Origin of the sequence: Kushneria halocnemicola (genome assembly GCF_965650455.1) — a bacterium.
Taxonomy (GTDB): Bacteria; Pseudomonadota; Gammaproteobacteria; order Pseudomonadales; family Halomonadaceae; genus Kushneria.
The window spans coordinates 2,258,784-2,272,019 of record NZ_OZ287968.1; the positions used below are offsets into that span (position 1 = coordinate 2,258,784).

The 13,236-nt window shown below is 67.2% G+C and carries 9 protein-coding genes; 1 reads left to right on the top strand and 8 read right to left on the bottom strand.

The features are described 5' to 3' along the window. Window positions 1–5 precede the first annotated feature (5 nt). The 5 genes from ACS92L_RS10285 to flhF form a co-directional block, all read right to left on the bottom strand. Window positions 6–971 carry an efflux RND transporter periplasmic adaptor subunit gene (locus ACS92L_RS10285; protein ID WP_438764663.1) on the bottom strand — a complete coding sequence of 322 codons (966 nt, stop codon included), beginning with the start codon at window positions 969–971 and terminating at the stop codon, window positions 6–8. Then, on the bottom strand, window positions 968–1,189 hold the full coding sequence (locus ACS92L_RS10290) for a DUF1656 domain-containing protein (protein ID WP_438764664.1): 222 nt from the start codon (window positions 1,187–1,189) through the stop codon (window positions 968–970). The genes ACS92L_RS10285 and ACS92L_RS10290 overlap by 4 nt, the downstream gene beginning before the upstream one ends. Continuing rightward, a complete protein-coding gene (locus ACS92L_RS10295; RefSeq protein ID WP_438764665.1) occupies window positions 1,179–3,251 on the bottom strand; it encodes an FUSC family protein in 2,073 nt (690 codons plus the stop codon). Before ACS92L_RS10295 ends, ACS92L_RS10290 begins: the two co-directional genes overlap by 11 nt. Before the next feature lie 127 nt (window positions 3,252–3,378). Beyond that, window positions 3,379–3,837 (bottom strand): hypothetical protein, encoded by a 459-nt coding sequence (locus ACS92L_RS10300; RefSeq protein ID WP_438764666.1) that lies wholly within the window; start codon window positions 3,835–3,837, stop codon window positions 3,379–3,381. A 27-nt stretch (window positions 3,838–3,864) separates the two neighbouring features. Continuing rightward, the gene (gene flhF / locus ACS92L_RS10305) at window positions 3,865–6,171 is read right to left on the bottom strand and encodes a flagellar biosynthesis protein FlhF (RefSeq protein WP_438764667.1); all 2,307 of its coding nucleotides are present in this window, start codon (window positions 6,169–6,171) and stop codon (window positions 3,865–3,867) included. Window positions 6,172–6,415: 244 nt separating this feature from the next. On the opposite strand from flhF, the gene ACS92L_RS10310 reads away from it, so the two are divergent. Further along, window positions 6,416–7,615, top strand: a complete 1,200-nt coding sequence (locus tag ACS92L_RS10310; protein WP_438764668.1) for an MFS transporter — start codon at window positions 6,416–6,418, stop codon at window positions 7,613–7,615. A gap of 24 nt (window positions 7,616–7,639) precedes the next feature. Here the strand turns inward: ACS92L_RS10310 and ACS92L_RS10315 are convergent, their stop codons facing one another. The 3 genes from ACS92L_RS10315 to ACS92L_RS10325 all read right to left on the bottom strand — a co-directional run bounded on the left by ACS92L_RS10315 (window position 7,640) and on the right by ACS92L_RS10325 (window position 13,099). Further along, complete coding sequence (locus tag ACS92L_RS10315; RefSeq protein WP_438764669.1) at window positions 7,640–9,223, bottom strand: adenosine deaminase family protein; 1,584 nt, start codon at window positions 9,221–9,223, stop codon at window positions 7,640–7,642. A gap of 164 nt (window positions 9,224–9,387) precedes the next feature. After that, window positions 9,388–10,842, bottom strand: a complete 1,455-nt coding sequence (locus ACS92L_RS10320) for an aminoacyl-histidine dipeptidase (RefSeq protein ID WP_438764670.1) — start codon at window positions 10,840–10,842, stop codon at window positions 9,388–9,390. Window positions 10,843–10,930: 88 nt separating this feature from the next. Continuing rightward, window positions 10,931–13,099 carry a tRNA(Met) cytidine acetyltransferase TmcA gene (locus ACS92L_RS10325; protein ID WP_438764671.1) on the bottom strand — a complete coding sequence of 723 codons (2,169 nt, stop codon included), beginning with the start codon at window positions 13,097–13,099 and terminating at the stop codon, window positions 10,931–10,933. Window positions 13,100–13,236 lie beyond the last annotated feature (137 nt).

The following is a 13,236-nucleotide window of genomic DNA, read 5'->3' on the forward strand; positions in this document are numbered from 1 at the left end:
GGCGCCTAGAGGTCGAAGAGGTTTTCGAGCTGTCGTCGCAGCGCCGCGCCCCAGCCGTTCTCGTTCGGCTCGTGACCGGGGGCATCGACATAGATGGTAGCCGTCTGGCCGGCAGAGAGCACCAGATCCCCGGGCACCTCATCGAGTCGGATACGAACGGGAATGCGCTGGGACAGGCGCACCCAGTCAAAGGACGGATTGACCGCGGCCAGCCCGCCGGACTCCCCGGTCAGGCTGTTGTCCACGATGCCGCGCGCGATCGAATTCACGTGGCCGTGGAGCTCCCGGTCGCGCCCCAGCAGGCGCACCCGCGCCGGGTCGCCGGGGTGAATGCCGCCAAGCTTGGTCTCCTCGAAATAGCCCAGCGCGTAGAAGCTGTGCTGGTCCACCAGCGTCATGGCCCGGGAGCCGGCGCTGACGTACTGACCCGGGCGCAGCTGCTGGTTGGTTACGTAGCCATCCACCGGCGAGCGCACCGTTGAGCGCTCCAGATCCAGCTTTGCCGCCCGCACGGCCACCTCGGCGTTTTGCACGGCCGCCTCGGCCGAGCGGTATTCAAAGCGGGCGTTGTCGCGCGCCTCCTGCGAGACATAGTTGTTGAGCCGATCACGCCGGCTGCTGGTCGCTTTCGCCTCGTCGCGCTGCTCCTTGAAGCGCGACAGATCCGCCTGCGCCTGATCCAGTGCCAGCTGATAGCGCGCCTGGTCGATGGTAAAGAGCACCTCGCCCTTGTCGACCAGGTCGTTGTCATGCACCTCGAGCGTATCCACCAGCCCCGAAACATCCACCCCGACCTGGACGATATCGGCGCGAATGCGGCCATCGCGCGTCCAGGGGTCATGCATGTAGTGATGCCAGATCCACCAGGCGGCCAGCAGTGCCGCCACCACCAGCAAAAGCGTCGCCACGATACGCAGAGTGCGCCCTGCCAGGGCCGACACGCCATTCATACCCGACTCCTTGTCCGTCATGTTTGTCCTCCCGCCGGCAGAGCGCCGCTGAGTATCAGCACCGCCCACAACAGCAGCGTAAAAATGGCGATGTCGGCCAGTACCGGCTGCCATAAAAACCGGTACAGCCCGAAATGCGACATCACGCGGCGCACGCCCCAGAACAGCAAAAGCGCCACCAGCACCGGCACAAACAGCGGCGGCGTCAGAAACCCCAGAAACGACCACTCATCGAGCATCCATGGCTCCTTGTTCGTCATCGACGTCGACCAGCGCATCACGGGCCTGCACCTCGGCGCCGGGAAGGTCGCGCAGCAGATGCGAGAGCATCTCGAATTCGCCGATCAGCGCCGTGGGCAGCGGCTCGATAGCGTACAAAGAGGCCGCCCGCGCCTCGCTGTCGGCGGCCAGACGCTGCCAGGCCCGCTCATCGCGTCCGGCCCAGGGCAGCTGCCGACCCAGCTCAAACACCCAGCGCTCGATATCGCGCCGGTAAGGGCCGCTGTCACGGGCCAGTCGCCGCAGCCGCCACAGGCACATGGCGAGTGCGTGCAGATCCACTGCTTCACGCAGCATCAGTTCACCGCTGCCCAGCGCCAGCAACCGGCCCAGCCGGTCATACAGCCGGCTTTCGATCCAGGCTCTTGAGGGCAGCCGCCGCGCCCGGGTCACGCGCTCAAGCCCGCGCCAGTAGGCGGTCACCAGGGTTTCCAGGCGCTCCCCGGGCGTGCGCTGGCGAAACAGCGAATAGGTCACCATGGTCACGATAGTGCCCAGAATCGAGGCCAGCCCGCCGTTAATGAACTGGGTGGGGTGAAACTCATAGGTCCGGTGCAGGTTCAAAAGCGTCATCAGGGTCACTGCCCCGGCAAGCCCGATCGCCGAGTAGCGCATGTGCGGCGTCATCAGCGTGCCGATCACCACCGGCACCGCAATGCTCAGCGCCAGAAGCGGAAATCCGGTAATGGCGGGAAAGACCACGTAGGAAAACACGCAGCCGATGATGACCGCCCAGATCGTGCCGGTCAGAAACTGTCGCACCACCGCCGCCGGGTTGGGCGCCTTGGCAAAGAGCACGATAAACACGCCCAGCAGCATCATGGAGAGATAGCCCGACGGCCAGCCGCTATGAATCCAGAAAAGCCCCAACAGTTCAAAGGCAATAAACACGCGAAAGGCGTTGTAGCGCGCCACGGCGTACTCCGGATGCCAGGTGCGCCGGGGGCGGCACCCGGTCAGGCGCACCAGTCGCGCATGCTGGTGGTGCTGCATGGCAAGGCTCAGCGACCGGCCGTGGTGCAAAAGCCCCAGCACTTCACTCAGGCGCTCACGCACCAGCGCGGCCCGCACCTGCGTCACCCGTGCCTCGGCCGTGACCAGCGCGTCGATGTCGGGCAGTACCGGCTGCTCGGGCAGCTCGCTGCCCTGCTCCAGCGCGTCCAGAAAGGGCAGCGCCGGGTCGCGCAGGGCCGTCATGATGGCGTCTGCATCCTCGCAGTGCGACAGCCGGTCGACCGCCTCCTCGAGCTCGCGCAGCCCGGTCATCAGCGCCAGGCTGTCGCCGGCAAAACGGTCCAGCGCCGGCAGCAGCCGACGAAAGCGGCGAAACTCGAAGCGCGCCAGCGAATGCTGCGCCTCGAACTGCTGATGCTTGCCCATCAGCGTGCGCAGCCGGGCGTCAAGCTCGGCACGCGTTCGCCTCTCTACCAGCGCCACGCGCACCTCACCGGCGGCGCCACCGGTCAGACCGTCCAGCGTGGTCGGCAGGGCGTGGCTGCCAAAGCGCGGCTTGATCAGCACATGCATTAAAAAGCCGGCCCCGATGCCCAGCGCCGTCTCCGTGGTGCGGGCCAGTGCCAGATCAAAGATGTTGTCCACGCCGGTACCGATGGCGGTCAGCGAGACCAGCGTTGCGGTATAGCCGCTGAGCATCATGATGTAGCTGGCCGGCTCATCGTTTAAAAGCATCACGCAGAAGGTACAAAAGGCCAGCCAGCCGCCGGCGGCCAGCAAATAGAGCATCGGCTGCTGAGCGAATAGCGCGATCAGCAACACGCCCATCAGCGCGCCCAGAAAGGTGCCGATCAGCCGGCCGATACAGCGATGAATGATGATGCCCAGCGGTGGCGTGCCGCCTGAAAACATGACCGGCTGGAGCGTGACGATCATGACGGCCAGAATCGCCCAGGCCGGCTGGGCCAGATCCAGACGCAGCGCCGCAAAAAGCGCCAGCCACACGGCCAGCACGGTGCGCAGCGCCAGCACCCAGTGGTCACCGGTAATACTCGAGACAATTCTCATCAGACAGGATCAGCATCGTAAACGACGCATGCCGCCTGGCAGGCATAAAAGCCCACAGACGGACGGCGACAGGCGCAAGGGAAATATCGTAAGGGTGCAAAGTATTTCATTAACGCTGACCTGACGTCTACCTTAACCCCGCCCCGGTCATGACGGCCTGGTGCCAAACACGCTCATCCTGCACAAGCGTCAAGCCCAGATGGGTGCGTGCCGCGCGCACCAGCCCTTCCACCGCCAGATGATCGGAGGCCACCAGCAGCACGGTTGGCGCCATGCCGGCGCGGTGCAATGAGCGCAGCGCCTCGGCCAGCTTCGGCGCACTGCCGGCGTCGAGATGGTTTAACAAAAGCACCCACCAGGCAGAGGCCGGCACAGTCTCTAACAGCGGCGCGGACAGCGCGACCGGCCGGGGCTGCCAGCGTGACACCCCCTCGGGCAGGGCCAGACGCTGCGACAGCCGCTCAATGCCCGGGCCCGTCTCGCCCCACACCATGACTACCAGCTCGGTCGGCGCCCCGTCCGCATCGTTTTTCGAGGCGTGCGCCTGCGACCACTGGCGCAGGCCGCTGGCCTGATCACCCGACATGGCGGTGCCCGTTATCGTCGAGCGCCATCACGCGCGCGCCTCACGGGCATCCATCAGCGCATCACGCGCGGTAAAGGCCTGCAGCAGGGCTTCCAGCAGCACGGTGCCGGTACGTCGCCGCGCACCGCCGGAGAGATTGAACAGCTGGGCACGTACGTCCATCGCCCAGTCCTCACCGCACAGCTCCAGCCGGGTCGCCAGCGCCGCCAGCCCCGAGGCCAGCTGCAGCCGGGTCTCGCGGTCACTGCGCGCCACGCCACTCTCCTCCAGCCGACGCATCGCCTGGCGGGTCAGCGCTTCAAGGCCCTCCAGCGCCACGGCCCGGGCCAGGCGCGAGGCCACATCACGGCCGGTCACGGCGTTGGAGAGCCAGTAGCGCTGCGCCAGCACGCGGTTGTCATCGACATCGTGAAGACGCGCAAACCACACCAGCACTTCCACCGGCGCGCCACTGCCGCGGGTGTCATACAGCGCCGGCAGACAGGAGAGCACCATGTTGACCGGCCGGGCACGCCAGCGACACTGGCGCTGATCGATCTCCTCGGCAAGACCGGCCAGATCGACCAGCCGCTGGCGCTCGCCCTGATGGCGAACCCGGCGCGCGGCGGTGGCCGCCGCCATCCATAGCTGCCGGTCGGCGGCCAGGCGGTGCATCTCCGCCACCGCCGGGGGCGTGGCCATCAGATGCCAGGCGCTTTTATGGGTCTCTCGCGCCCAGGCCATGCGCGCGGCTTCCGAGGTCGGCAGGCGGTGGCGCAGCCAGGTCTGCGGCAGCGGCAGGCCGTGATCGTCCAGCGACACCAGCGGCATGGCCCAGTCCTGCTGGCGCGAACCGTTCTCCTTCGACCACCACAGGGCGTGCTCCTCGCTGGCCGCCACCGTCAGCGGCGTGCGCGCCGCCATATGGGCGGCAAAGCTTTCCCCGGGGGCATTGCTCACACCGTGGGCCCAGAGCTGCTCCAGAAGCGGGGTGCCCGGCGCCCGGCGGGCCAGAGTGTCGAACATGGCGTGCAGCGAGCGGCCATGGCTGACGACATCGCGCGACAGGGCATGGGCCTTTGACTGACGCGTCTGCCCGGCCATCTCGGCAAGGGTTGCCGCGTCATAGCCAAACGGCGAGGCGCTATCGACCGACAGCGCCTCACTGACCAGCGCGGCCACGTCCACCGCGACCAGATCCTCCGGCACCCGCTGGCCGTTGGCGACAAAGAGCACCTGCAGCCGATGACGAGCCAGAATGTCCAGCACGGTCGCCGGCCGGGCGGATTCATCCAGCTTGGTAATAATGCAGCCGCGGATCGGCGTGCCGGCCTGAGCGGCGGCCTGCTGATAGGCCGCCACCACCTGCTCAAGCGTATCGCCGTGGCTGGCCGCGTCCAGCACCAGCAGGGTCGCAATGGACACACCCGCCTCGCCCAGCCGGGCCACTTCGGTGGCCAGACGCGGATCGCGCTGACTCATGCCCAGGGTGTCGATCAGAATCGTGCGTTTCGGCGTGGCCTTTTGCATCTGAAGCAGCGCCCGGCGCGGTGTCATGAGACGCGCCAGCAGCGCGCCCAGATCGCCGTCGCCTTCCAGCGCGTGCACCTCCACGCCCAGCAGGCGCGCGTAGATGCGCAGCTGCTCCTGGGCGCCGATACGGTAGCTGTCGGTGGTGATCAGCGCCGCGTCGCGGTTGCCGTGGGCCATCACGTAGCGCGAGGCGAGCTTGGCGGTGGTGGTGGTCTTGCCCACCCCGGTCGGGCCGATCAGCGCCATCACGCCGCCCTCGGCGAGCAGATCCGAGTCGGTGTCCATGATTTCGAGTCGGGCGGCCAGCTGACGGCTGATCCAGCCGTTAAGCGCCTCATCGATGTCGGCCTCACTGGTATCGGCAAACTCGGCCGGCAGCAGCGCGATCAGCTCGCGCACCAGCGTCTGGCTGAACCCCACGCCGATCATGCGCTGACGCAGACGACTCGCCGGCGTGGCTTTTTCTTCCTCGACGGGCGCCGCCGCAAGCCGGGTATTGAGCAGATCGCGCATGGCGGAAAGCTCGGTCATCATCTGCGCGCTGAAGGCCTGCATCTGCTCGGGGGCGGCCGCCGGCATCGCCTGCGCGGTCGGCTCGGGCTCGGGTACAGGCTCGGAAGAAGCCGTTTGATGCGGGGCCGGCGCTTGTGGCGCGGCCGGATGGCCGGTCAGGCTTTCCTGGTCGGCATCGAGCATCGCCACGATCTCGACACCGCCTTCCACCTGGCGGTTGGAGAGAATGAGCGCGTCATCGCCCAGCGACTCGCGCACCTGACGTATGGCGTCACGTGCGTTGGTGCCGATAAAACGGTGTACCCCCATGCCTGGCTCTCCTGATGAACGGCAATGGTGCAGGCGCAGGGGCGTATCAACCTGTCGCCTTCATGTCATGGCGCCAAGGGTGCCACGCGCGCGCCGTCATCAATGGGCAGGAATGAATGCGAATTCATGCCTTATTCGCGTTTCACCCTAAAGTTTTCATCGCCGCTGCCGAGCGCCTGGCGCAGCGATCCCCTACACTGGCGCCACTTCAACGTCCAATATTGATCTCAAGGTATCGCCTTTCATGTCCCGTGATGTCACGGCCCCGGATGCACCCCGCCCCCGCCAGCTGGTGTTCTACACCCTGGTATTGATGGCCTTTCTGGCCGCCTCCGGCGTGCCGACGCCGATTTATCCGCTCTATCAGGCGAGCTGGCACTTTTCGCCGTTCATGCTCACCCTGGTGTTTGCCAGCTATCTGTTTGCGCTACTGGTGACGCTGTTGTTCACCGGCGCGCTATCGGACTATCTCGGCCGCCGCCCGGTCATTGTCACCGGCCTTGTGGTCGAGCTGGCCTCGATGCTCTGCTTTCTTGTGGCCACCGATCTGAGCTGGCTGTTTGCCGCGCGCATCCTGCAGGGCGTGGCCACCGGCATCGTGACCAGTGCGCTGAGTGCCGCACTGATGGACAGCGACCACCAGCGCGGCCCGGTCATGGCAAGCGTCGCGCCCATGATCGGCATGGGGCTGGGCGCTCTGGGCGCCAGCGTGCTGGTCGCCGGCGCCCCCTGGCCGCTGCGGCTGGTGTATGTCGTGATGATCGCGATTTTTGTCTGGCAGGTGCTGGGGATTGGCCACATGACGGAGAGCGTGACGCGCCGCCCCGGAGCGCTGGCCTCGATGACGCCCCGCGCCCGGATCCCGGCCACGGTGCTGCCCACCTTTGTACGCACCATGCCGGCCAACGTGGCGGCCTGGGCGCTGGGCGGCTTCAGCCTGTCGCTGGGCCCGGCGCTGGCCGAGCAGGTCGCCGGGTTTCACAGCGCGCTGATGGGCGGGCTTTTGGCCTGCATCCTGTCGGTCATGGGCGGCATCAGCGTCTGGCGCTTTCGCCGCTTCACCACCCGTACCATTTTGCTGCTTTCCAGCACCCTGCTGCCCGCCGGGCTGGTGCTGGTGCTGATCAGCGTCTATCTGCCAAGCCTGGCGCTGTTGATCACCGGTTACGCCGTGGCAGGCCTTGGCTTCGGCTCGGGCTTTATGGGCGCGCTGCGCGCGGTCATGCCGCTGGCGCCGGCCGGTGAGCGCTCGTCACTGATGGCGGTGTTCTACGTGGTGAGCTATCTCTCCGCCAGCCTGCCGGCGCTGGCCGCCGGCATGGCCACCCAGCGATTCGGTCTGGAAGCCACGATTTATGTCTACGGCGTTTTCGTGATGCTGCTCTCGCTGAGCGTGCTGGTCAGCGTACTGCGACGCCCGGTGGCGGCGGACCCGGCGTCGTAACCCGGGCCGCTGCCCCCTCGGCCCTCAGCGCTCGCTGGCGCCGAGCATCGAGGGCCACTGCGCCACCTCGTCTTCAAAGGCCACCAGATCCTGCTCGAGCTGCCACTGCAGCCGGGCACGATCGCTTGCCTCGATCAGGCGGGCGCAGTCACCCTCGGGCGTATTTTCAAGCGCGACGTCCTGACAGGCCTCCACCTGCGTATCCCCCACGTTACCGTCCGCCCACAGGCTCTCGCCGGCCAGAAAACTGTACTCGAGGCTGTTGCGCGCCATCTGCTTGAGCGCCGGGTAGTCCAGGCCGTGCTCGGTCACGCCGCGCTCGTACTCGCGGGTCAGATCGATGCGCGACACGCCCTGATCATCGGTGGCCAGCACCAGAGGCACACCCGCGTCGCGATAGAGATTGAGCGGGTGATCGGCGCCGCGCACGCCGAGGATCACGTCGTTGCTGGTCAGGTTGATCTCCACCACCACGTCCTGCTCGGCCATATTCTGCAAAAGCTGCGGCGCGCCCTGCTCGTGGGCGATCGACACGCCGTGGCCGATGCGCCGGGCACCCCCGACCTCGACGGCCTTGCGGATGTGATCGCGCAGTTCAAACGGCGGCACCAGCCCGAGCGTCAGCTCGCCGGCATGCAGCGCCCGTGGCACCTCGGGGTAGTGGTTTGAGAGAAAGGCCAGCATCTGCATGTGGCGGTCGTAGTCTGCAAGCGCCACCGGGTGGTCCTCCGGGGCGACGATATTGACGCCCACATAGCGCGGGTCGGCATCGGCCAGGGCAAAGGCCATCATCAGCTCGCCAAATACCGCCATCGGCGCCTGGGTGCGCACGGCAAAGCCCTGCAGGCGCACCGTGACGTCACAGCCCGGCGCGGCTTCTTCGCGGTCACAGCCCAGCCGCGTGGCGGCCTCATTAAACATGCCATCGACTTCCTCGCGGGCCTCATGAAGATGCGATTCAAGCGCCGGCGACAGCGCCTTGAAGGCCGCGTCCAGATCATTGATGTCGAGATCACGCGACTGCGCCATGGCGCCGAAGGCGTGCAGCGCCCCTGGGTTGGACATGGTCTCCAGATAGCGCTGATGATCCAGTGCCGCCAGTCGTTGCGAGGCGCTCAAAAGCGCCCCGGGCGAGCCGGCCGCTACCGGAGCGAAGCGGTCAAAGGTGGCGAAGAAGTGATCATGGCCCTCGATGGGCGGCGTGCCGGGGCCGGTGGGCGTATTGCGCATCGACAGCGCATTCAAGAGATCGGCGTAGAGCACGCTGTCACGCTGTGCCAGGCCCTCGGCGGGCACCAGCGCGTCGTCGTCACACGGCGGCGGCGCGATCGCCGAGCCATCGGCGTGCACGCAAAGCCCCGTCTTTCCGGCCTCTTCCAGCAGGGTTTCCGGCCAGGGCGCACCCCACAGGTGATGGTGGATGTCACCACCCTTGGGCATGCGCTGCAAAAACATGCGCAGTTCGGGCGGCCGGTCACGAATGTCGGCCAGATGGTCGGCGGTGCGGCGCTCATCGGCCTGGGCCGGTGTCGCCATCAGCAGCGCCCCGGCGCCCAGCGTTGCAAGCATCGCCAGCCGGCGATGACAGGAGAGAAGATCGGTCAGCATGCGGTGCCCTTTTGTCGTTATTGAGGGTGATCCCAAGGCCGTTTCGGCGGCCGATGTGCTGTCTATATTAGCGAGGCCGTTTGAAGCTGTCGTGCTGCCTATCCTGTCGCGGGCATAAAAAAGAGGGCCCGAAGGCCCCCTTTGATCGACGGGTGCGTGACGTCTCAGCGCTGCGCCAGGTCCTCGACCATGGCCCGCAGCACGCCGTAGAAGTTTTCCACCGCGTTAAGCTCCACGCGCTCATCCGGGGTATGGGCGCCGCGGATGGTGGGGCCGAACGAGATCATCTGCATCCCCGGGTTTTTCGAGCCGATCAGGCCGCATTCGAGCCCGGCGTGAATGACCCGAACCTCGGGCGCCTCTCCGGTAACGCGCTCATGAACGCGCTCAAAGCGCGCCAGCAGCTCGGATTCCGGCTCGGGCGTCCAGCCCGGGTAGCCTTCGTTGATCACGGGTTCGAAACCGGTCAGGCGCATCAGGGTGGCGATGCGCGCCACCAGCTCGTCGCGAGTGGAATCGCGCAGCGAGCGCACCATCAGCTGGATCGAGAAGGTGGCGTCCTTGAGCCGCACGACACCCTGATTATTGGAGGTCTCGACCACGCCCGGCGCCGAGCGGCTCATGCCGGCCACGCCGTAGGGCAGACCGTGCATCAGCCCCATGATCCGGTAGCTGTCTTCACTGGACAGGGCGCGATCGGCAGAGGCCGACTCGACGCTGACGGTCACACCGTCATCAAGCCCTGCCAGCTCTTCGCGATAAATCGCCTGGTAGCGCTCGATCTGCGCCATCACCGCTTCACGATGCTGGCTCGGAAAGGCCACCGTGGCGCTCGCTTCGCGCGTGATGGCATTGCCCATGGTGCCGCCGTCATAGTCGACCAGCCGCAGCCCCTGCTCACAGAGACGGTGCAGCAGACGCGACAGCAGCCGGTTGGCGTTGCCCAGCCCCTGATGGATATCGAGCCCCGAATGGCCGCCCCTGAGACCGTGCACGCTAATGGTCAGGGTCTCCATGGGCTCATCAAGCGGGGCCTCCGGCAGGGTGGCCTTCGTGCGTACCGACGCGCCGCCGGCACAGCCGATGTAGACCTGACCTTCGTCTTCGGAGTCCAGATTCAGCAGATATTTTCCCTTGAGCCAGCCCTTTTTCAGGTTGATGGCGCCGACCAGCGAGGCTTCCTCCTCGACGGTCATCAGCGCTTCGAGCGGGCCGTGGGTGAGGCCTTCCTCTTCCAGAATCGCCAGCGCGGCGCAGGCGCCCACGCCGTTGTCAGCGCCAAGCGTGGTGCCGCGGGCGTAGAGCCAGCCGTCGCGGATCTCGGTGTCGATCGAATCGCGATCAAAGTCGTGGGTCACGCCGGGGGCGGCCTGGGAGACCATATCCAGATGGCCCTGCAACACCACGCCGGGGCGGTCTTCATGGCCGGGGGTGGCGGCCTTGCGAATCAGCAGATTGCCGGCCTCGTCACGTTCGTGTTCAAACCCCTTCTCGGTGGCCCAGGCTTCCAGCCGTTTGGCCAGCGCCTCTTCCCTGCCCGACGGGCGCGGCACCTCGCAGAAGGTGCGAAAGTGGCGCCACAGGTTTGTGGGTTCCAGTGTGTCCAGATGTTCGTTCACGCAGACTCTCCCTGTGCGTCATGACTCGTTGGCTGATCTCAAGAATACGCCATTCAACGCCTCGCTTCAGCCCGACGGCCTGTGCGGCTTACGAAGGCAGCGCCTGGAGCAGCGCGCGCGCCTGCCGTCGCACCCAGTCCATCGCCTGCGCCTGGCCGGTTAGCCCCTCGCGCTCGGCCAGCCAGGCCAGCGAGCGCCCCTGCCACAGCAGGCCACACAGGGTGATCAGCTCGGAGGACGGGGCGGCCTCGCCCCTGTCATGAAGCGCCTGATGCACCCGCCAGGCCAGCGCCTGCCGGCTTGGCACCAGCGGTGCCTGCCCCAGCGCCAGCCGCTCAAGCTGCGCCCGGGCCGCCGCCAGGCAGGCCGGAGGGCGCACGGCCTGATCCCGCAGCGTTTGCGCTACCACCGCCGGCGACAGCGTTGAAAGTTCAAAAGCCAGCAGCCCCGGCAGCTGCGTCGCCATGTGGTTATCGAGAAGACGCTGCAGCGTCGTGCCGCGCTCGTTGAGCGCCCGGCTCATCATCACCGGGTGCTCGCCGGTGGAGGTCTCCGGGTGCAGCCCCAGGCGCACACAGGAAAGCCCGCAACGCTGCCAGAAGGCCATCAGCCCCGGCTCGGCGCCCAGGCTCGCCCCTAAAAGCGCCCTGTCATCCGCGCGCGCGCCATCACACACCTGCTCGACCAGCCGCCGGCCCAGCCCCTGGCGCTGTCGCTCGGGCACCACCGCCAGTCGCATGATACGGCGCAGCCGGTGGGTGGCCGCCTCGACCACCCCGGCGTGCAACGCCAGCGACTGCGCCATCAGATGGCCGCGCGGGCGGCGCTCGCCGCGGGCAATGCGCTCGGCAAGCGCCTCGTCAAAGCCGCCTTCCTCCACCGTGACCGCCACCGCCAGCAGCCGGCCCTCGCCCGCGATCGATGTGCTCTCCAGCGTTTCGATGCCGATACCGGGCCCGTCCAGCAGCATGCGTAGATCTGCCGGCGACGTGCGGTAGTGCGCCTGCACCAGCAGCGCGAACAGCGCCTCGAGCCGCAGCTCGTCCCGGGCCAGCGCGTCCCGGTCAAGGCAATGGTGATACGCGTTTTCGAAAGTACCCTCACTGCTCGGCGGCTCGGCGGCCAGCGCCAGCAGCCGCGCCACGCAGTACTCCAGCGGGTCGTCGGCACCCCAGCGCACGGGCGTGTCCAGCGTGAGCGCCTTCCACTGCGGCGTGTCCCGGTCCAGCCGGGCGCGAAAGCGCAGGGCAAAGCCACGGCCGCTGCCCTCGTAGCCGTGTACGGTGGTGGCAAACACCACGCGGGGGAAGTGGCGCAGCGCCTCATGCAGCAGGGCCGCCGGCAGGGCCGCGGCCTCATCGATGAGCAGCACGCTGCCATCGCCACCCCAGGCCTCAAGGTTGTCGACCAGCCGGTCAGGGGCCACGAAACAGACCTCGCGCCCCTGCCAGACAAAGCGCTGATCCTTTAGCACACCATCCGGCAGCAGCGCGGCGAGACGCTCGAACACCGGCGCCACGCCTGGAAACCGCGGAGCGGTGATCAGGATGCGCGTGTCGCCCTGCATCAGCCGGCGCGCCGCGCCGATGCCCAGTGCTGCACTCTTGCCGCGACCGCGATCGGCGGTAAGCACCAGCGGGCGTCGCCGGCGCAGGCGTGTCATGGCCGCCACCGCCCGGGCCTGGTCCGGACTCAGGCAGTCACCATCCTCGACCGGCACCGGGGCTGTAGGCGAGGTCACCTCAGCGGTCGGCAGGGTGAGCGGCTGCCCCACGGCCCAGCGCGCCACTCGGCCGTCCGCCTCGACCAGACGCGCCAGCCGGGCGAGATAGCGCGAAGAAAGCATCGATCCGTCAAACGGATGATCGGCCAGGCGAGCGTAGTCACCGTCCGGCGCCTGCCCCCAGTCATCAGGCGTGAGCAGAATCAAAAGCCCGCCGGCGCGCACGGTGCCGGCCAGCGCGCCGAAGGCGTCCGGGTCGAAGCCGTTGAAGGCATCAAACACCACCGCGCCCTGCTCGGTCCCCAGTCGGGTGCGGGCCTGCTTCATCGCCAGAGGCTCGGCCGGTGTTTCAATATCATCACCGTCCGGCGCGCCCACCCACAGCACATCGGTGAGCGCCAGCGCCCCGAGCACGTCACCGGCGCGCGCGCGCACCGCCTGCGCCGGGCCGGCAAGCCACAAAATACCTCGGTGTCGAAGCGTTTTCAGGGTCTGGCGCCACTGATGCAGCGCCGTCAACGCGTCGTCGGACACGACCACCTCACAGGCAGGAATCAAGACATAACGGTCAAGCATGCCGGATATGTCACTTCGGTGCGACCCGGCCTCTCGCCACGGGCAATCATTGCCTTTTCGCGTGCCCCGGGCGCAGTATTGCGCCGCCATTCATC